Origin of the sequence: uncultured Tissierella sp. (genome assembly GCF_902479755.1) — a bacterium.
GTDB lineage: Bacteria > Bacillota > Clostridia > Tissierellales > Tissierellaceae > Tissierella > Tissierella carlieri.
The window spans coordinates 23,752-42,494 of record NZ_CABSQO010000022.1; the positions used below are offsets into that span (position 1 = coordinate 23,752).

Here is an 18,743-nt window from a genome sequence, read left to right on the forward strand (position 1 = left end):
GCCTTTTGGGAATCTATGTAGGTCAAGTTCATATTAACATAAATTATAGAGTAAGAACTTTCCTATAGATTATAAGATATGGATAAAATTCTTTTTGTTTTCTTAGTAATTTTATATAAATCATTAATCCTATATCCTACTACCCATAAAATATTTTCATCATCTACTATTAAAGGAATCTTATCTCTTATTTCCTTCGGAACTTTTTCATCAATAAAATAATCTTTAAGCTTTTTTGTACCTCTCATACCAAATGGCATCAATCTGTCTCCATCTAATCTATTTCTTACAGCTAAGCTCCCTCTAATCATATCAAAATCAAAATATTTAATATTTGTACCCTTATTCATAGTAAAACCATCATTCATAGGAAGAATTTCAATATTAAATGAATACCCTATATCCTCAAGATCATTAAACCCTGGAAATTTTAACCTATATAGATATTTCTTTACCTCTTTTTCAATATCGTTTTTAATTATCAAATCCCCATAACTAATCTTACCAACTATATTATTTGACAAATGAACTTCTTTTCCTGTATCGGAGTTCATAAAAAGATTTATAACTGAAGATATTTGAGTTTCTGTAATTCCCTGTAAAGAACCATTGATTTTTAATATAGAATGCCTTATAACCCTTTGCTGAATACTTCTATGCTCCTGTAATAATTTCTCACCATCTAAAATTATACTATGTTTATCCTGACTTTTCACTATAATATTATATCTTCCCTCAGAAAATTCTTCTAAAAACCTACTATCCATAGAAGAAATTCTAGACATCCTCCAAAGAGTATTTACTATATTAGGATTGAAATTTTCTTCTATATAAGGCATCAACTCTAATCTAATCTTATTTCTACTATAAATAGGTTCTAAATTTGTTTTGTCCAATACGGTTTCTATCTTATTATTATCTATATATGCTTCAATTTCCTTTCTATCTATACCCAGTATTGGTCTAATTATATCTTGAGTTATAAAATCCATACCCTTTAATCCATCAATTCCTGTTCCTCTCAAAAACCTCATAAATAAAGTTTCTGCTTGATCATTCATATTATGAGCTACGGCTATCTTTCCACCTGATTCGGAAAGGATTTCTCTGAAAAATCCATATCGTAATTCTCTTCCAGCTTCTTCAGCTGATATTCCTTCTTCTTTCCCATACTCAATCATATTTACATTCTTAGTATAATAAGGTAAATTAAGTTTTTTGGCAATCTTTTCAACAAATAGTTGATCTGATTTAGCATCCTCACCTCTTACACCATGATTTACATGAGCAACATGTATATTAAAGTTAATTAAACTTCTAATCTCCAGTAAAACATATAGCAGCGCCATAGAATCTGGTCCCCCAGAAACTCCCACCACTATATTATCATTTTCTTCAATCAAATTATACTCCCTAATAGTAAATAATACTTTATTTTTCAAAATAACCACCCTTAATTATAGAACTTAATATGAACTATACCCTTATTATAACCTAATTGTCAACAGAATTTAAGGTTGCATGAATAATATTTATTCTTTGCAACCTTATTTTATAAACCAAAGATATTACCTACTATTTTATATTTACTATTTTATACGTTTTTCCAAACTTTTGTTACTAAAACTGTCATATCATCTCTAGTGTTAGATGCCGTCAATTGAGCTCTTTTTAATATTTCATTGGCTATAGTCTGAGGATTGATACTATTTATATTTATTATGATATCTTTCATCCAAACTTCTGCATTCTCTATATCTCTATTTGCATCTAATACTCCATCTGACATCATAATAATAATATCTCCATCTTCAACATACTCCTCATAAAGATTGAAATCAATATCTTTTAATATCCCTACAGGTAAAGTCCCAGAATTAATTATTTCAACTCTATCCTTCTTTTTTATAAAAGTTGCAGGTGCCCCTGTTTTTATCATCTGTAATTTACCTAGATACAAGTCTATAAAAGAAATATCTAAAGTGGCAAACATTTCTTCGTTAGATTTTGCTCTTAGAACAGAATTTATTGTCTTCAGTATTATATCTTTATCTACATTTGCTTCCATCAACCTTTCTAAAAGAGAAATCGCCACTTTACTTTCTTCATTAGCTCTTCTTCCAATACCCATTCCATCACTTAATGCTGAATAATGAGTGTTTTCAATTTCTCCAAAAGTAAAGCTATCTCCCGATATTTTATTCTCTGAATTAGACAAAACTGCCATTTTAGTCATAGCACTAAATCTATTAGATCTTAAAAGTTTAAACCTTTGCCTTCTGTTAGATATACTATTAAAACTAGAATCACTTATCACCGGAAAATCCAAGCTTTGAGATATCATCGCTTTTAATTTATTATCATTTCTTACTGGTGTATTTAAATCTATAAATATCTCGAAATCTTCTTCTCCTATTTGTACTACAGATACATCTTTAATATCTATCCTATTATTTTTTAAGTCTTTATATAAATTCTCTTCTATTTCTTTATTAAATGTAGGATTTGTATAAATATCTGTAGTTATATTTTGTATTACCTTACCAACCCCATCTAATTGCTCTGATAATAAAATCCTGTTTTCCCTTAATTTCAATTCCCAGTTATGGTTTAGTTTAAGTCTTTCTACAGCTCTATCTACAGCCTCTATTATTTCTCCATGTCTGATACAAAACTTCCTTGCTTCTGAATCAACAGATTCATTGTCAGTACTTTTTATTTCTGCAAGGGCTACTAGGTTAAAAAAATTCTGATAAGTACTGTAATAATTTCTCTCCCAACAACTTTCATATTTGGAACAGCCTGTACATATACAATTCGCTATGCCGTCCACCATGCTATATACCTCTCCTGTAGAGTGAAACTCTCTTTCCTCTGCAGATTCTTTAAATGTAGCACTTAAGTTATTAAATAGTTCAATCATTCTATTCAGCTTTTTAACTACAATTTCATCTCTCTTCTGAGCATAATCTTTCTTAAACTCTAAATCCATATTAAATATCTCTGATACTTTTATGCCTATTTTATCTACACTCATTAAAAAGAATAATGTTGCTATTATTATTTCCTTAAAATTAAGAAAAGACGTTCCTAATCCGTTTATATAAAAAGAAATAATTCCATTTCCAAGTAAAAATCCTAATGCTGACCCAAAACTTCCTAAGTCTTTAAATATGCCTGATAATAATCCTGCAATTCCAAATATTCCTATAATAAAAGGCATTTCTGGATGGGATATATAGGCTACCATACCCAGAATTATTCCTGTAGTTCCGCCAAAAAATGCTCCATAGCTATAGGATAAATATAATATTATGACTATACTAACTAAGTTTTTGATTGCAATGCCTAATATCATAGTATTTTTAATTCCTGCTAATGCTAGTGCCAATGTTATAAAGGAACAAATTGTTTTTTCATTATTTAAAATTGCTCCACCAGTTCTTTCTATAGGAAGACTAAAAGAAAAAATATAGGTCATAGTAAAGACAATTATTCCTTCAAACAAGGCTAAAAATAGATCATAAATAAAAATTGTATTCCCTAATACAACCCCAAGAACTCTGCAGCTAGTAAATATTAAAGCTGCCACCAAGGATGCTTTTAATAAGGAATAGGATTTTTCTTCCTTTAACAGAGCAAAAAAGATATAAATCAAAAGGTAAGCCAATATATAACTTACTCCTCTTGCTCCCTGTATCGTTAAGGTTCCAACTAGCACTGATAGTAATATGTGAATATTCAAGCTCTTCATTATTATATAAGCAGATAAAAATGCAAATCCAAAAGGAGTAAGCTTATTAAGTATATTTGCTCGAGCTAGAAAAAATCCCATAATCATTGTTATGATTATACCTTTATCCATCCTAAGTCCTAAATCGTACCAAGATCTTTTAGCAGTTAAAGAATCAGTCCTCATCATAAAAATCACTCCCGTTATTTGTATTTAATTCAATACTAGCAAAATAAGTATTAATAATTTGTCAAATCACAGTATGTACTTTTAAGAAATTTCAGACATAAAACATGGCTATGTCCTATAACCTTAAGTTTTCCTAAGGAAATCTTAATATTATTTACTTTAACTCCTAAGTATTATATTTTCAATGTTTATAACTGTAAGCACCTGCTTTTATATTAAATGTATAATTTTGTAGTTTTATTGTAGTAAAGAGCAAATCAAAAAATAAAAAAACCGGATTTAACCGGTTTTATGAATCTATTCCACTCATTTTCTTTTGTTTAATACTACTTCTTCTATTATCTCTTGTTTTTAATTGATCTTGTTTCTCATTACTATCTTTCAAAAATTTACTAATCTTGTCTTCGAAAGACATATACTTTTGTTTGTCATCTGGTTTATTCCACTCAATCTCAACTGGCTTTGTAGTTTTAGGCTTTGCTTGTCTTATGGAAAGGCTAATTTTGCCTTCATTTGAAATTGACAGAATCTTAACCTTAACTTTTTGATCTTTTTTTAAATGATCACTTACTTTTTCCACGTAATCTTGTGATATCTCTGAAATATGAACAAGTCCACTTTTCCCTTCTGGTAGTTGAATAAAGGCTCCAAAGTTTGTTATCCCTGTTACAGTGCCATCAACTACTTCTCCTACGGATACCGGCATAAATTAATGATTCCTCCTTAAAAATAATTTTCTTAGTTTAGTATATATTAGAAATCTTTCAATGTCAATTAGTTCTGGTTCTTTATAACACTTAAGAAAGGATTTTTCTTTTTATTTTTATCAATATAAATTATTTCCCTTGGTTTTACCATTCCTAAATCGTCTCTTGCTACCTTTTCCACAAATTGCAAGCTATCACTATTTTCAATTTCTTTATTTAAATTCTCTATATCTTTTTCTAAAGCTTGAACTTCAGATGCAATCTCTTGTTTTTTAAATTCTAAATTCTTCATCAAATTCCTTTGATTCCAAAATATAACTCCCACATATATAAATAAAAACCAAACTGCTATATGCATTAGTTTTATTTTTTTCTTCTTTCGATTTTTTTTCACACTATCACCACCTATATATACTATTCTACAAAAATTTAAAAAATCCTCTATTTTTTTGTAGAAATTATTTTTTTATATTTTTTTGTTTGTCTTATGATTTCTATCGGAACTTTTTTTATTTTTTTTAGAGCTGGAGATGACTTACTTTTCAAAAATTTAAAAGGATATAAGATTAAAGATATAATTCCCATTGTAGTTTTTTTTATGACTCCTCCTATCTTAATACAAATTGTATAAATAAACTTACTAAATATCTTGTAATATACAAAAATACCTAAAATAAATCCAAGTATAATATATCCCCTAATCTCTCCCCAGTTAATTTTTATAAGGACATAAAAAGATACGGAAGCAATTACTGTCCAAAGTAAAAGATCACCTAGGTAAGTAATAAATTTACTAGGCTTAGAAAAATACCTGATTGTCCTATATATATCATAAATAAACCCAGCTATCAATCCTCCATAAATAGCAGTAAAGAACATATGTATTTCTAATATTAATGAAGTATCCATTTTCTTCTCCTTAAATAGATTTATTTGAATATCTTACCCATTATATTCTTTGGTGTTGCATCCTTAGTCATATAGTTTACTCCATTAATTTTTCCCTCTATTTTCACACTGCCATCATCCAAATTTAGTTTAGATATATTTAGACCCTCTCCCTTTATGGTCATTCCTCCCTTTACAGTTGTTAATACGATCGTATTATCATTAAAACTTTCCACCTGCTCTACACCTGTTACTGTCATCCTATCCCTATCTTCAATTACTATATTTTGATTTCTAAATTTAATTTTGTTTTCAGTCATTCTTATCCCCTCCATTTTCTCGACTACTAATATTTATGAAAAAAAAAAGACTTTTATTACAAAGTCTTTATCCTATCTTCTTATATAATTCTAATGCATTATCTTTTCTTACATTATCTGATATATCTAAAACTTGAATCTTCATAGATTCATTCCCAAAGGTAATATTAATTATATCACCAACCTTAACTTCATCTCCAGGTTTAGCCTGTCTTTCATTTATGGATACTCTACCCTGTTCACATGCTTCCTTGGCTATAGTTCTTCTTTTTATAATTCTTGCATTCTTTAGAAATTTATCAATTCTCATATTAATCCTCCTGATAAAAAAATCAGGTCAGAGACCTGATTTTATTATTTATTTACTATTTCTTTTAAAGCCTTTCCTGCTTTAAATACTGGTGCTTTTGAAGCTGCTATTTTAATTACTTCTTCTGGATTTCTAGGGTTTCTACCTTCTCTAGCTTTTCTTTCTCTTACTTCAAAAGTACCAAAACCAACAAGTTGTACTTTTTCTCCTTTTGCTAATGTTTCTTCTACTGCTTTCATAAATGCGTTTAATGCACCTTCTGCATCCTTTTTAGTTAAGTTACTTTTCTCTGCTATACTCGCCACTAATTCAGCTTTGTTCATAATAATTTCCTCCTCATAGTTTTATTGTTTAATTTAGTAATTCTATATAAATTTAAAAAATCCTTCTTTTATTATATAATTGTTAGCATTTTAATGGATTTTATGTATTTTTGCTTGATTCCATAATTCATCCATTTCATCTAAGGTCATTTCTTCGAATTTTTTGCCAAGTTCTCCTAGTTTTTCCTCCATAAATTCAAATCGCTTAATAAACTTATTTATAGTTCTATTTAAAGCCACTTCTGGATTTACTTTTAAAAATCTAGAAAGATTAACTATTGCAAAAAGTAAATCTCCTAATTCCTCCTCTGTTCTTTGATCACCCCCTCCAAATTTTTCCATAGCTTCTAAGACCTCTTGATACTCTTCAATTACTTTATTTAATGGTCCATCTATATTGTCCCAATCAAATCCAATTTCTGCTGCCTTTTCTTGAATTTTAAAACTGGTCATGAGAGCTGGTAGCTTTGGTATATCTTTTAGTTTATCTGTGAAACTATGGATATCCCTTTTAGCATATTTTAGCATATTCCAATTATATACTACTTCTTCAGAGTTTTCCACACTTTTTTGAGAAAAAACGTGTGGATGTCTATAAATTAATTTATTTGCAAGTGATGATGTTACATCATATAGACTAAACTCCCCTTCTTCAAATGCAATTTGCGAATGAAATATAACTTGAAGCAGTAAATCACCTAATTCTTCCATAAGTCCATCAATATCATTTTTATCAATTGCATCAACTACTTCATAAGCTTCTTCAATTACCGATTGGCGTATAGATTCATGAGTTTGCTCCATATCCCAGGGGCAGCCATTTTCAGATCTCAATATTTTCATTATACCCAATAAATCATTGAAATCAAATACTTTCTTATGCTTTTTGTCTATTTTTGGGACGAATATACTAGTTAGAGGCCCAACTTCTTCAAATCTATCCAATTCATAGATAGGTACAAGGTGCTTTTTCTCGTTTTCCTTCACTCCAGCACTATTGACTAAATAGACTTTATACTCATCACCATAAATCTCTGATAGTATAATCTTAACTTCAGATATTATTCTATAATTATACACTTGTGTGATTATCATGTCTACATTAATATCTACTATTAATCCATTAAATTCTGCACCATCTACTATTTTAAGACCATTGATTGGATCCCTTCCTACTAACTCAATCATAGGTTCAATAAAGCTCATGCCAGATATTACTTCTATATCTACCTCTCTCTCCATTAAAAGCTCTACAGTTTTCTCTGCAACTAAAGGATTCCCAGGTACCAAGTAATTTATACTTGAATTTTTCTTGGATTCTTCAATTAAATCTTCAGCTATCCTCTCATATACCTGTCCAAAACTATCTTTAGTATCATATAAAAAATCATATGATTGATAAGGAATATTTTTATCTACAAAATATTTAACAGTGGGATGTTTTTCTGTTCTTAAAAAATTTTTATCTCCTGCATTTATTCTATCTACCGCTCCTAACGTAAGAGAGTCAATGCTTCCAGGCCCTAAACCTATTATATATATTTTACCCATAACTCTTCTCCTTTGTATATGCCTTAACTATTTAATTAATTTAAATTTTTCTAATTTTTTTCCTATTTTATCACCTTTAGGTAATAAACTCCAGTCCTCTTCAGTAATAGAACCTGTTAGAACTAAGAGTACCACATAAACTATAACACCAACTAAGACTGCACCTAGTGTAGAAAGTTTTTCTAGTCTAGTTATCATTTCATTTGCAGCATTTATTTTAGCTACAATATTAATTAATCCCAAATAAGAGATAAATGCTGCTATGGCCATACCTAATGATGCAATAAATGGCTTAATGAATATATCCTTAATATTTAATCTTATCTTAGCATATTTTATTACACTAATTAAATCTAAAATAGCTGCAATCCCAAAAGCCACAACAGTAGAGATGGCCGCACCATAAATATTTATGCTTGGTATAACAGTTAAAGTATATGAAAGAAAGATTTTAACCACTGCTCCAACAAATAAATTAATTGCTGGTACACCAGGTCTACCTAAACCTTGTAATATAGCAGATAGTGCTTGAACCATTGTCAGGAATATTACACTAAAGGCTAAAATAGATAAAGAATTACTAACATTAATTATAGTTGCCACATCATTCTTATAATATAACAATTCTATTATAGGTCTTGCTAGTACAAATAATCCTAATGTACATGGCAATCCTATTAATAGAGTAATCCTTATCCCTGAAGCAATGGTAGATTCCATCTCCTTCTTATTTTTTCTGGCATTTGCATCAGATACAGCAGGTACTAAGCTCATTGATATGGCTATAGAAAATACTTGAGGTAGATTGATTAATGTCTGTGCCATTCCCTTTAAGTTTCCATATAAACCATTTGCTTCTGCCTCTGTATACCCGATAATTTGAAGTCTTGTAAGTACTAGTTCTAAATCTATATAATCCATAATAGGCACAATAGAAGCACCTATTGTAATTGGAATAGCTATTATAAGAAGGTCCTTTATAATTTGATTTATCTCATACTCATCAGTATCTATGCTGCTCTTTAATTCTTTTTTAATTTCTTTTCTTCCATAAAAATAAATAAGTGCCATAGTAGCAGCTCCTGCTATAGCTCCTGCAGATCCTCCAAATGATGCTCCACCTGCTGCCATGGGAATTCCTTTATCTAATAACAAATATGTTAATGTTAATCCTGCCCCTACTCTAAATAACTGCTCAACTATTTGAGATAAGGCCGTTGGTACCATTAGTTGTCTTCCTTGAAAAAATCCTCTGAAAGCCGACATAATTGGTACGAAAAATAAAGCTGGTACTAGTGCAATCAAGGCATAATAGGCATTTTTATTTCCAAGTCTATCTACTATACTTTCTGCTCTAAAAAACAAGAATAAAGAAGTCAATAATCCTCCTATTGTTAATCCTAAGAGGGTTACCTTAAAAACCTTATATGCGGCCTTAAAATCTCCTACTGCTCTTTTCTCTGATACTAATTTAGCTATGGCTATAGGGAAGCCTGCTGTAGATATAGTAAGCAATAGTGTGTACAAAGGATAGGCTGTTTGATAATATCCCATACCCTCTGACTTTATTATATTTGATAATGGTATTCTATAAACTGCACCTAAAATCTTTACAATTACTCCAGCTATACTTAAAATAGCCGCTCCCCTCAGGAAGTTATTTTTCTTAGTCATGAAATTTCCCCCTAAAACATAATCTTTTATATTATATCATTTAATTTAATAAAATAATACAAGTAAAAAAGGCTTCTATCAACTGTTATTAAGATAGCCTTTTTCGAAATTCATTTAAAGCAAAATTTTTCTATTCGTTATAAAAGATAAACCTACCCTTATGGGTAGGTCTACTAATTTTCCATTTGCTTAGATAAAAAGCCTGCTGCTGTTTCTGTCAACTTTATTTCTAATTCACCCATAACTGCATTTGATTCTTTCGATATTAATATCACAGATCCAATAGGATCACCTTGCATAATTATAGGTGCAATAACTTGTGCTGTGTACTTATCCTGATTAGGGTCCTCATATGTTATTTTCATAGGTTTATTATCATCATTAGTTGAATAAGTACTTCTGTTTTCTGTTAACTTCTCTAACTCTGGGCTAATTCTTTTCTCTAAATATTCTCTTTTAGATCCTCCAGATATAGCTATTATAAAATCCCTATCTGATATCATAGCCGTATGATTTGTACTTTCATGAAGAGAATCGCAATACTCTTGAGCAAACTCATTTAATTCTCCAATAGGAGAATATTTCTTAAGTATAACCTGACCTTCTCTATCAGTGAATATCTCTAGAGGATCTCCTTCTCTTATCCTCAAGGTTCTTCTTATTTCTTTCGGAATTACAACTCTACCTAATTCATCTATTCTTCTAACAATTCCTGTAGCCTTCATTAGTTAACCTCCTATAACAATAATTGTGTAGTGAGATTATTATTTAACTAAAAGGAAATTTTTATACATCTTTGTAAGATTAGGTTAAAGTATTTACATTAATTAACTTAAAGTTAAAAATATAGACCTGACATAATGTCAGGTCCTTTGATATTAACATGTTTTTTATTATTTAGCTTTAATATCTAAATAAATCTTAACCTTAGAGTTATCTCTTAATTTTTGAATTTTTTCTAGATATTTATTATCTTTTAATAGTCCGATTATATCATCCTTTAATGCTTCATAAGTATCCTTTTTATCTTCAACATGAATAATATGATACCCTACTTCAGTATGAACTAAATCACTGGTTTCTCCAGGATTTAAAGCAAAAGCAGCTTCTTCAAATTCAGCAATCATATCTCCCTTACCAAAGTAGTTTAGACTTCCACCTTCTAAAGCAGATGCCTTATCAATAGATACCTCTTCTGCGAGTTTCCCAAAATCTTCTCCTGCTTTAAGTCTCTCTAATACTTTCTTACCCTCATCTTCAGTCTTAACTAAAATATGAGATGCTTTTACTACAACTAAATTTTCTTTATTATCATCAAAATATTTTTTGGCTTCTTTTTCATCTATAGAAGTACTATCTATAAAAGCTTCTCTATGTTTATTAAATAGTAACTCTTTTCTTAGATTTTCCTCAAAAAATTCTTTTGATAACTGATTACTCTTTAAAAATTCATCAAACTTTTCTTGTCCTTCCATAAGGGTAATATATTCTTCCATTTGTTTTTGAATTTCCTCTGGAGTAACTTCTATATTCATATCCTTCGCTTCTTTTGCCACAAGTCTTTCCATTATTAATTTTTCAATTATATTTTCTTTAAGGCTTTCCCCTAAGATTCTACCATCTTCTCCAACTTGAGTCATAGCATCTTCACCAAGCTGTTGCTCATATATTCTTTTAAATACTTGAAAATCACTTTCAAATTCTTCCACTGTGATTCCTTCTCCATCTACCTTTGCAACAAGACCTTCTTCTTTACTATTACATCCACTTACAGTTAAAATAAGTGCCAATAATAATCCTATTATTAAAAATCTTTTACTTCTTGTTTTGTTCAATACTAACATCCTTTCTAAGTCTATTTATTAAATCTGCATTCATTATCTATTATATATTATTTTTTCTATGATTAAAACCATTAATTTTTTCAACCAAAGATTTTAACTCATCTAAAATTTTATCCTTTGACCTAAATTTAAAGGATGGTTCAGTAGATAAATCAAATGATAATCTTCTTCCATATTCAGTAGATAAGAGGTGCAACAGCTCAACTGATATATTTTCTGTAGAGCTAAACTCTAAGATAACCTCTTTGTCTATTTGGATTATATTTCTAATATTATTTTTACTTCCTAAATACCTGATGTAAGAAATATCCATTAGATTTTCAACTTCCTTAGGTAAATCTCCAAATCTATCAATTAGTTCATCCAGTAATTCCCTATAATCATCCATATTAGAAATAGAAGCGATTTTTTTGTACACTTCTATCTTCTGTTCTTCATCTTCAATATACCTAGACTTAATATACCCATCTACCTTTATATCAACTGTAGTATCTATATGTTCTTCGACTTTCTCACCCTTCAGTCTCCTAATAGCCTCATTTAAGAACTTTACATATAAATCATATCCTATGGCCTCAATATGACCATGCTGTTCTAATCCTAGAAGATTTCCTGCACCTCTTATTTCCAAGTCTCTCATAGCTATTTTAAAACCTGAACCAAATTCTGTAAATTCCTTTATAGCTCTAAGTCTTTTTTCCGCTACCTCTGATAACACTTTATTTTTCTCATAGGTAAAGTATCCATAAGCTATCCTATTAGACCTTCCTACCCTTCCCCTAAGTTGGTATAGTTGAGATAGTCCCATCTTATCAGCATCATGTATTATTATAGTATTTACATTTGGAATATCTAATCCTGTTTCAATAATAGTAGTGCATACTAGAACGTCCACTTCTTTTTCTAAAAAGCTAACCATTACCTTCTCTAATTCTCGCTCACTCATTTGACCATGTCCTATGGAGAATTTTGCTTCTGGTACTAATTTTCTAAGCATGGAAGCAATCTTATCTATAGTCTCGACCCTATTATATACAAAATAAACCTGTCCTCCACGACCAACTTCCTTTAGTATTGCATCTCTGATCATTTGTTCATTAAATTCAACAACATAGGTTTGTACGGGATACCTTTCCTCTGGAGGATCTTCAATAACAGACATATCTCTAATGCCTGATAAGGACATATGTAATGTCCTAGGTATAGGTGTAGCTGTAAGAGTAAGTACATCCACTGTTTCTTTAAATTTTTTAAGTGCCTCTTTATGCTTTACGCCAAATCTCTGTTCTTCATCTATTATTAATAAACCCAAATCATTAAAAGAAACATCTTTAGATAATAATCTATGAGTACCTACTACAATATCAACAACACCTCTTCTGATGCTATCAATTGCAAGTTTTTGTTCTGCTTTAGTTCTGAACCTACTAAGGGTAGCTATTTTAACGGGAAAATTGGTAAATCTCTCCATTATTGTATTATAATGCTGCTGTGCAAGAATAGTAGTAGGTACTAGAAAAGCTACTTGTTTTCCATCCATGACAGCTTTAAATGCTGCTCTTAAAGCCACTTCCGTTTTCCCATATCCAACATCACCACAAAGAAGTCTATCCATTGGTTTTGGTCTTTCCATATCCTTCTTGATTTCTATAATACTCCTAGACTGTCCTTCTGTCTCTTCATAAGGGAATAAATCTTCAAATTGTCGTTGCCATTCACCATCCTTAGAGAAAACAAATCCCTTATAACTCTCTCTCTTTGCATATAGCTCTAATAAATCATGAGCCATATCTTCTACAGCCTTCTTAGCTTTTTCCTTAGTTCTAGCCCATTCTGAACTAGATAGTTTATTTACTTTTGGTTTTATGCTATCAGAGCCGATATACTTCTGGATTAAATGCATTTGATCTATAGGTACATATAGCTTATCTTCGCCTTTATACCTTATAGTAAGATAATCCTTCTTTATTCCTTGAATGTTAAGCTGCTCTACACCTTCATATCTACCTATTCCATGGTTTTCATGTACTACATAATCGCCAACATTCAAATCAGAAAAGCTAATGGATTTGCTAGGATCTTTTTTCCTTAATTTCCCTGTTTTTTTCTTTCCCGCACCAAATATTTCTTTATCACTGATAACAATAAGCTTTAAAGCTGGATATTCAAATCCTCCATGAATACTACCAGGTGTAATAAAAACTTGTGAGGACTTAATCTCAGCATTTTTATCTATCATAAAGTTTGATTCTATACCCATTTCCAATAATGTTTTATAAAGCCTTCTACCTCTTTCTTCTGTTCCTGAAAGTATAATTATTTTATATCCTCTATATTTAAAATGATCGATATCCTCTTTTAAAATATCCATCTTATTATGATAAGATGGCATTCCTTTTACGGAGAAATTATGAATTACTTTAGGTTTAAAACTATTATCTCCACTTAAAAGTGCACTATTTGCGATACATGTTCTTTTCTTTATTTCTTCTAATAGTTCATCATAACTATAAAGAATATTGGCATGTAAAGGTAATACCTCTCCAACTTCATAGAGGTCTGTAAACTTTAGATTAAAATCACTTCCAGCATTTTTTACACTTTCTTCTATTCTTTTAGGCTCGTCTATATAAATTATTGCGTCTTCTTTTAAATAACTAATTATAGATGACAGATATTCTTTTGGTATATAAGGAATTATCATATCCATATTAGATATAAATAATTTTTCAGTTAAATGCTCCTTATATTTATTAAACTTACTTTCTAAGTTTTCTTTTTCTATTACACTAATCTTTGACTTAGATAAAGATTTAATTAAATCTTTATTCAAGTTGTCAATTATATTCTCTCTATATTCATCTAATATCAAAGTTTCTTTTACTGGAAATATGAATGTATAATCGAGGACTTCAATAGATCTTTGATTCGTAATATCAAAAGTCCTTATAGAATCAATTTCCTCATCAAACAATTCAATTCTAATAGGGTTCCCGCTATATGGCGGAAAGAAATCCATAATTCCACCTCTTAAGCTAAACTGTCCTATACCTTCCACCATATTTACTCTTTCATATCCACCATCTGTCAACAACTTAATTAAATCATCTAAGTTTATTTCTTCTCCTAATCTCAATTCATGGGAATAGGACTTCAAAACATCTCTAGACATAAGCTTATGAAATATGGCTTCTATAGAGGTAACTAATAATAAATCTTCGCCTTTTACAAGTCTAGATACAATCCCAAGCCTTTCATTGGTACTTTCATAGCTGAAGGCATCTACTTCATAAAAAACTAATTCCCTTTTTGGAAGCAGAAATACATTATTATTTCCTAAGTTTCTTATATCTTCATAAATCTTTCTACTTCTTACCTCGTTGTAAGTTACCAATAGTATTTGCCTTTTAGTATGCTCCCTTAGGGCATAAAGAATATGTCCTATGCTTTCATCAATAATACCATAAGTGGCCATAGGACTATTCTTCTTTTCTATATCTGTCTTCAGCTTATTATAAACATCTAAGTTATTTAGCGGATCTACTAAAAAATTTAGCATACCTTCACTCCTTCGGAAAAGACCATAGCCCAGGTCTAATCCTGGGCTCTATTTCCTTTAGTATTGAATTCATTCATTGCTTGCTCTATACCATGTTTTATAATTGCTTCTACTGATTCGGCTCCAGTTAAAATAGATATTTCAATAATTTCCCTCTCTTCTTTTGGAAATCTACTTAAAACGAAATTTGCTAAATCTTGATTTTCATGTTTCTTTCCAATGCCTATTTTGACCCTAGGAAAATCATCTCTTTGAAGTAGATATATTATAGATTTTAATCCATTATGAGATCCAGCACTTCCCCTTCTCTTTATTCTTACTGCAGCAAAATCAATATCAATATCATCAACTATAACTATAATATTATCAATAGGAACTTTATAAAAATTATATATATCTCTAACAGTAATTCCACTATTATTCATATAAGTTTGTGGCTTTACAAGAAGAACCTTTTCACTACCAATTATTCCTTCTCCATAAACTGATTTAAATTTTATTTTATTAATTTTAATATTATTCCTCTCTGCTAATAAATCTATTGTATCAAACCCTATATTATGTCTCGTATTAGTATATTCCTTTCCAGGATTTCCTAAACCTACTACAACAAACAAAAAATCATCTCCTGTTTATTCTATTCAAATAATTTGCTTACAGATTCATTATCATGAATCCTTCTTATAGCTTCAGCAAATAGTGGTGCAACAGATACCACTTCGATTTTTTCAATCCTCTTTTCTCCTGGAATAGGTATTGTATCTGTAATAATAAATTTCTCTAATTCAGAATCTCTTATTCTTTCTATAGCTGGACCTGATAACACCCCATGAGTAGCACAACCATAAACCTTCTTTGCTCCAAAGTTTTTAAGTACACTGGCTGCCTTAGCTATAGTTCCTGCCGTATCAATAATATCATCAATTAATATGACATTCTTACCATTGATATCCCCTATAACATTCATAACTTCTGAAACATTTGCTTTAGGTCTTCTTTTTTCTATTATAGCTATTGGGAGATCTAATAAATTAGCAAAAGCCCTAGCTCTAGTTACACCACCTAAGTCAGGAGAAACTACAACTGTTTCTTCATCCACAATATCCTTAAAATATTCTGCTAGTATTGATACGCCTGAGAGGTGATCAACTGGAATATCAAAATATCCTTGAATCTGTGCAGCATGTAAATCCATGCTTATTACTCTGTCTGCACCAGCCGTAGTAAATAAATTTGCTACTAACTTTGCTGTTATTGGTTCTCTGGCCTTAGTCTTTCTATCTTGCCTAGCATATCCATAATACGGAATTACAGCATTTACTCTGCCTGCAGATGCTCTTTTTACCGCATCTATAAGTATTAAAGTCTCCATTAAGTTATCATTCACAGGAGTACAAGTTGGCTGTACTATAAAAACATCTATCCCTCTAACAGTCTCACTGATGTTTACATTTATTTCTCCATCACTAAATTGACTAACATCACATGTCCCAAGTGGTATGCCCAGTTCTTTACAGATTTTTTCTGCTAGCTCTCTGTTTGCATTACCTGAAAAAACTTTCATTCCGCCCATACATAAATTCATTTTTATATATTCCTCCTAAGTTTATTTATTATTTTTTATATCCTTTTTTTTCTATCCAGCCATCTATATTTTTTTGCTCTGCTCTAGCAATAGACAAAGCTCCTTCTGGCACTTCTTTAGTTATAGTAGAGCCTGCTGCTACAAATCCCCATGGTTCTACATTAACTGGAGCAACTAAATTAGCATTACTGCCTATAAAAGCATTATCTCCTACTATTGTCCTAAACTTTTCCCTGCCATTATAATTTACAAATACAACACCACATCCGATATTTACATTATAACCAACATCTGCATCTCCTATATAAGATAAATGACTGGCTTTTGTATTATCCTTGAGAGTTGAATTTTTAACTTCAACGAAATTACCAATTTTTACATTCTTACCAATATTGCTATTGGGTCTAAGATGAGCATGAGGCCCTATATGTGTATTTTCTCCGACAATACTATCCTCTATAGTTGAAGATTCAATACTAACTTCATTATGGATTATACTATTTATAATCCTAGAATTGTTCCTAATAATGCAATCTTCACCTATTTCAGTATTTCCTTCTAAACTTACTCCGGGATAAATAACTGTATCTCTTCCAATTTGAACTCCATCTTCAATGTATGTGTTCTCCGGATTTATTATAGTGACACCATTTACCATATGATATTCATTTATCCTTTTTCTCATTACCTCTTCAGTAAATGCCAATTGAACTCTTGAATTGACACCATGTATTTCAATGGAATCTTCAATAACATAAGCTCCAACTCTATATCCTTCTTTCTTTAATATACCTATAACATCTGTGGCATAGTATTCATTCTGAGCATTATTGTTATCAATTTTACTTAAAGCATCCTTTAACAGTTTACCATTGAAGCAATATATACCAGAGTTGATTTCTTTTACTTTCTTTTCTTCATCTAAGGCATCTTTTTCTTCTACGATTTTAAGTATATCTCCAGTATCTTCCCTAATGATTCTACCATATCCTGTAGGATTATCTAAAATAGCAGTAAGTACTGTTGCCTGAAACTCATTTTCTTTGTGATAGTTAATTAACTTATTTATAGTCAACTCCGTAATAAGTGGTGTGTCCCCATAAAGAATGATTACAGTACTATTATCTTCTATATGATCTACTGCTTGCATTAAAGCAAAACCAGTGCCATAGGGAACATCTTCACCAATAGGCTGGTCCTTAAATACTATAGGATCATCCTTAAAATATTCTTTAACCATATCACCACCATGACCTACAACAACTACATTTTTTTCTGTACCTGCACCTCTACTAGCCTTTATTACATATTCTAATATAGGTTTTCCACAAACCTTATGTAATACCTTAGAAAGCTTTGATTTCATTCTTGTGCCTTCACCCGCTGCTAATATAATAGAAATATTCATTTTTTACACCTCGATTTAAATTATCTATCAAGTAATATTTTAACCCATTTCTTATATAAGTCTACACTAAAATCTATAAAATTTATATAATTTCCTTGACATATATATAAAAGTTTCCTAATTGAACCATCAATAAGCCGAGTAAGTTTTTATAAAATCTATTTATTTCAAACATTAAAGAGAGCTTTCATATAGTTATAAAAAAGGCTTCTATACGAAATATTATAAGGAAGTCTTTTTGAGTCACTGCATAAACAACTTGTACGAAATCAAAGATTTTAGAAATCTGCTCAAAAATCATTTAAGTAAAATTCTTAATACTAAAAATAAAAGTAAATCTTTCCTATTCGTTATAAAAAAGAGCCCTGCGGCTCTTTTTTATTCTGTAGCTAAACTCTTTTCATATTCTCTAAAAATTGCTTCCTGAATTTTTTGCCTAGTTTCAGCATTAATAGGGTGAGCTATATCTCTGAACTCACCATCCGCCATTTTTCTACTTGGCATAGCAACAAATAATCCATTTTGACCTTCGATTATTTTGATATCATGAACTACAAATTCCTCATCAAAAGTAACGGATACTATTGCTTTCATTTTCCCCTCTTCTGATATTTTTCTTAATCTCACATCTGTAATCTTCATTACGTTTTAG

Annotated in this window: 17 protein-coding genes; all 17 read right to left on the bottom strand. The window is 30.3% G+C overall.

The genetic code is table 11. The annotated features are described in order from the left end of the window. Positions 1 to 62 precede the first annotated feature (62 nt). Positions 63 to 1,442 carry a tRNA lysidine(34) synthetase TilS gene (tilS, locus tag RDK80_RS12310; protein ID WP_308524420.1) on the bottom strand — a complete coding sequence of 460 codons (1,380 nt, stop codon included), beginning with the start codon at positions 1,440 to 1,442 and terminating at the stop codon, positions 63 to 65. Positions 1,443 to 1,594: 152 nt separating this feature from the next. Then, entirely contained in the window at positions 1,595 to 3,922 is a 2,328-nt protein-coding gene (spoIIE, locus tag RDK80_RS12315; RefSeq protein ID WP_308524421.1) for a stage II sporulation protein E, read from the bottom strand. 289 nt (positions 3,923 to 4,211) lie between these two features. Continuing rightward, entirely contained in the window at positions 4,212 to 4,628 is a 417-nt protein-coding gene (locus RDK80_RS12320) for a S1 RNA-binding domain-containing protein (protein ID WP_094902652.1), read from the bottom strand. A gap of 68 nt (positions 4,629 to 4,696) precedes the next feature. Then, the gene (locus RDK80_RS12325) at positions 4,697 to 5,023 is read right to left on the bottom strand and encodes a septum formation initiator family protein (RefSeq protein WP_235601354.1); all 327 of its coding nucleotides are present in this window, start codon (positions 5,021 to 5,023) and stop codon (positions 4,697 to 4,699) included. A gap of 47 nt (positions 5,024 to 5,070) precedes the next feature. After that, positions 5,071 to 5,538, bottom strand: a complete 468-nt coding sequence (gene yabQ, locus RDK80_RS12330; RefSeq protein WP_308524422.1) for a spore cortex biosynthesis protein YabQ — start codon at positions 5,536 to 5,538, stop codon at positions 5,071 to 5,073. Positions 5,539 to 5,558: 20 nt separating this feature from the next. Beyond that, positions 5,559 to 5,837 (bottom strand): sporulation protein YabP, encoded by a 279-nt coding sequence (yabP, locus tag RDK80_RS12335; protein WP_094902648.1) that lies wholly within the window; start codon positions 5,835 to 5,837, stop codon positions 5,559 to 5,561. A gap of 67 nt (positions 5,838 to 5,904) precedes the next feature. Beyond that, a complete protein-coding gene (locus RDK80_RS12340; RefSeq protein WP_308524423.1) occupies positions 5,905 to 6,147 on the bottom strand; it encodes an RNA-binding S4 domain-containing protein in 243 nt (80 codons plus the stop codon). Positions 6,148 to 6,191: 44 nt separating this feature from the next. Beyond that, entirely contained in the window at positions 6,192 to 6,470 is a 279-nt protein-coding gene (locus RDK80_RS12345; RefSeq protein WP_094902646.1) for an HU family DNA-binding protein, read from the bottom strand. A 90-nt stretch (positions 6,471 to 6,560) separates the two neighbouring features. Then, the gene (gene mazG / locus RDK80_RS12350) at positions 6,561 to 8,021 is read right to left on the bottom strand and encodes a nucleoside triphosphate pyrophosphohydrolase (protein WP_308524424.1); all 1,461 of its coding nucleotides are present in this window, start codon (positions 8,019 to 8,021) and stop codon (positions 6,561 to 6,563) included. A gap of 27 nt (positions 8,022 to 8,048) precedes the next feature. Next, a complete protein-coding gene (locus RDK80_RS12355) occupies positions 8,049 to 9,695 on the bottom strand; it encodes a polysaccharide biosynthesis protein (protein WP_308524425.1) in 1,647 nt (548 codons plus the stop codon). Positions 9,696 to 9,868: 173 nt separating this feature from the next. Continuing rightward, positions 9,869 to 10,420, bottom strand: a complete 552-nt coding sequence (gene spoVT, locus RDK80_RS12360; protein ID WP_216560801.1) for a stage V sporulation protein T — start codon at positions 10,418 to 10,420, stop codon at positions 9,869 to 9,871. A gap of 168 nt (positions 10,421 to 10,588) precedes the next feature. Next, complete coding sequence (locus RDK80_RS12365; RefSeq protein WP_216560803.1) at positions 10,589 to 11,530, bottom strand: peptidylprolyl isomerase; 942 nt, start codon at positions 11,528 to 11,530, stop codon at positions 10,589 to 10,591. 49 nt (positions 11,531 to 11,579) lie between these two features. Beyond that, positions 11,580 to 15,098, bottom strand: coding sequence for a transcription-repair coupling factor (mfd, locus tag RDK80_RS12370; protein WP_308524426.1), 3,519 nt, complete (start codon positions 15,096 to 15,098; stop codon positions 11,580 to 11,582). Between the two features lie 35 nt (positions 15,099 to 15,133). Further along, complete coding sequence (gene pth, locus RDK80_RS12375; protein ID WP_256312755.1) at positions 15,134 to 15,715, bottom strand: aminoacyl-tRNA hydrolase; 582 nt, start codon at positions 15,713 to 15,715, stop codon at positions 15,134 to 15,136. A 20-nt stretch (positions 15,716 to 15,735) separates the two neighbouring features. After that, complete coding sequence (locus RDK80_RS12380) at positions 15,736 to 16,683, bottom strand: ribose-phosphate pyrophosphokinase (RefSeq protein ID WP_094902531.1); 948 nt, start codon at positions 16,681 to 16,683, stop codon at positions 15,736 to 15,738. 28 nt (positions 16,684 to 16,711) lie between these two features. Beyond that, the gene (gene glmU / locus RDK80_RS12385; RefSeq protein WP_308524427.1) at positions 16,712 to 18,091 is read right to left on the bottom strand and encodes a bifunctional UDP-N-acetylglucosamine diphosphorylase/glucosamine-1-phosphate N-acetyltransferase GlmU; all 1,380 of its coding nucleotides are present in this window, start codon (positions 18,089 to 18,091) and stop codon (positions 16,712 to 16,714) included. 378 nt (positions 18,092 to 18,469) lie between these two features. After that, positions 18,470 to 18,733, bottom strand: a complete 264-nt coding sequence (gene spoVG / locus RDK80_RS12390; protein ID WP_094902529.1) for a septation regulator SpoVG — start codon at positions 18,731 to 18,733, stop codon at positions 18,470 to 18,472. Between the last annotated feature and the right edge of the window lie 10 nt (positions 18,734 to 18,743).

What these genes read in the sequence shown, in the direction of transcription:
- mfd (WP_308524426.1), bottom strand. Translation starts at nt 15,098, where the DNA reads ATGCTAAATTTTTTAGTAGATCCGCTAAATAACTTAGATGTTTATAAT.
- yabQ (WP_308524422.1), bottom strand. Translation starts at nt 5,538, where the DNA reads ATGGATACTTCATTAATATTAGAAATACATATGTTCTTTACTGCTATT.
- glmU (WP_308524427.1), bottom strand. Translation starts at nt 18,091, where the DNA reads ATGAATATTTCTATTATATTAGCAGCGGGTGAAGGCACAAGAATGAAA.
- RDK80_RS12355 (WP_308524425.1), bottom strand. Translation starts at nt 9,695, where the DNA reads ATGACTAAGAAAAATAACTTCCTGAGGGGAGCGGCTATTTTAAGTATA.
- spoVT (WP_216560801.1), bottom strand. Translation starts at nt 10,420, where the DNA reads ATGAAGGCTACAGGAATTGTTAGAAGAATAGATGAATTAGGTAGAGTT.
- RDK80_RS12320 (WP_094902652.1), bottom strand. Translation starts at nt 4,628, where the DNA reads ATGCCGGTATCCGTAGGAGAAGTAGTTGATGGCACTGTAACAGGGATA.
- RDK80_RS12380 (WP_094902531.1), bottom strand. Translation starts at nt 16,683, where the DNA reads ATGAATTTATGTATGGGCGGAATGAAAGTTTTTTCAGGTAATGCAAAC.
- yabP (WP_094902648.1), bottom strand. Translation starts at nt 5,837, where the DNA reads ATGACTGAAAACAAAATTAAATTTAGAAATCAAAATATAGTAATTGAA.
- spoIIE (WP_308524421.1), bottom strand. Translation starts at nt 3,922, where the DNA reads ATGATGAGGACTGATTCTTTAACTGCTAAAAGATCTTGGTACGATTTA.
- RDK80_RS12345 (WP_094902646.1), bottom strand. Translation starts at nt 6,470, where the DNA reads ATGAACAAAGCTGAATTAGTGGCGAGTATAGCAGAGAAAAGTAACTTA.
- spoVG (WP_094902529.1), bottom strand. Translation starts at nt 18,733, where the DNA reads ATGAAGATTACAGATGTGAGATTAAGAAAAATATCAGAAGAGGGGAAA.
- RDK80_RS12340 (WP_308524423.1), bottom strand. Translation starts at nt 6,147, where the DNA reads ATGAGAATTGATAAATTTCTAAAGAATGCAAGAATTATAAAAAGAAGA.
- mazG (WP_308524424.1), bottom strand. Translation starts at nt 8,021, where the DNA reads ATGGGTAAAATATATATAATAGGTTTAGGGCCTGGAAGCATTGACTCT.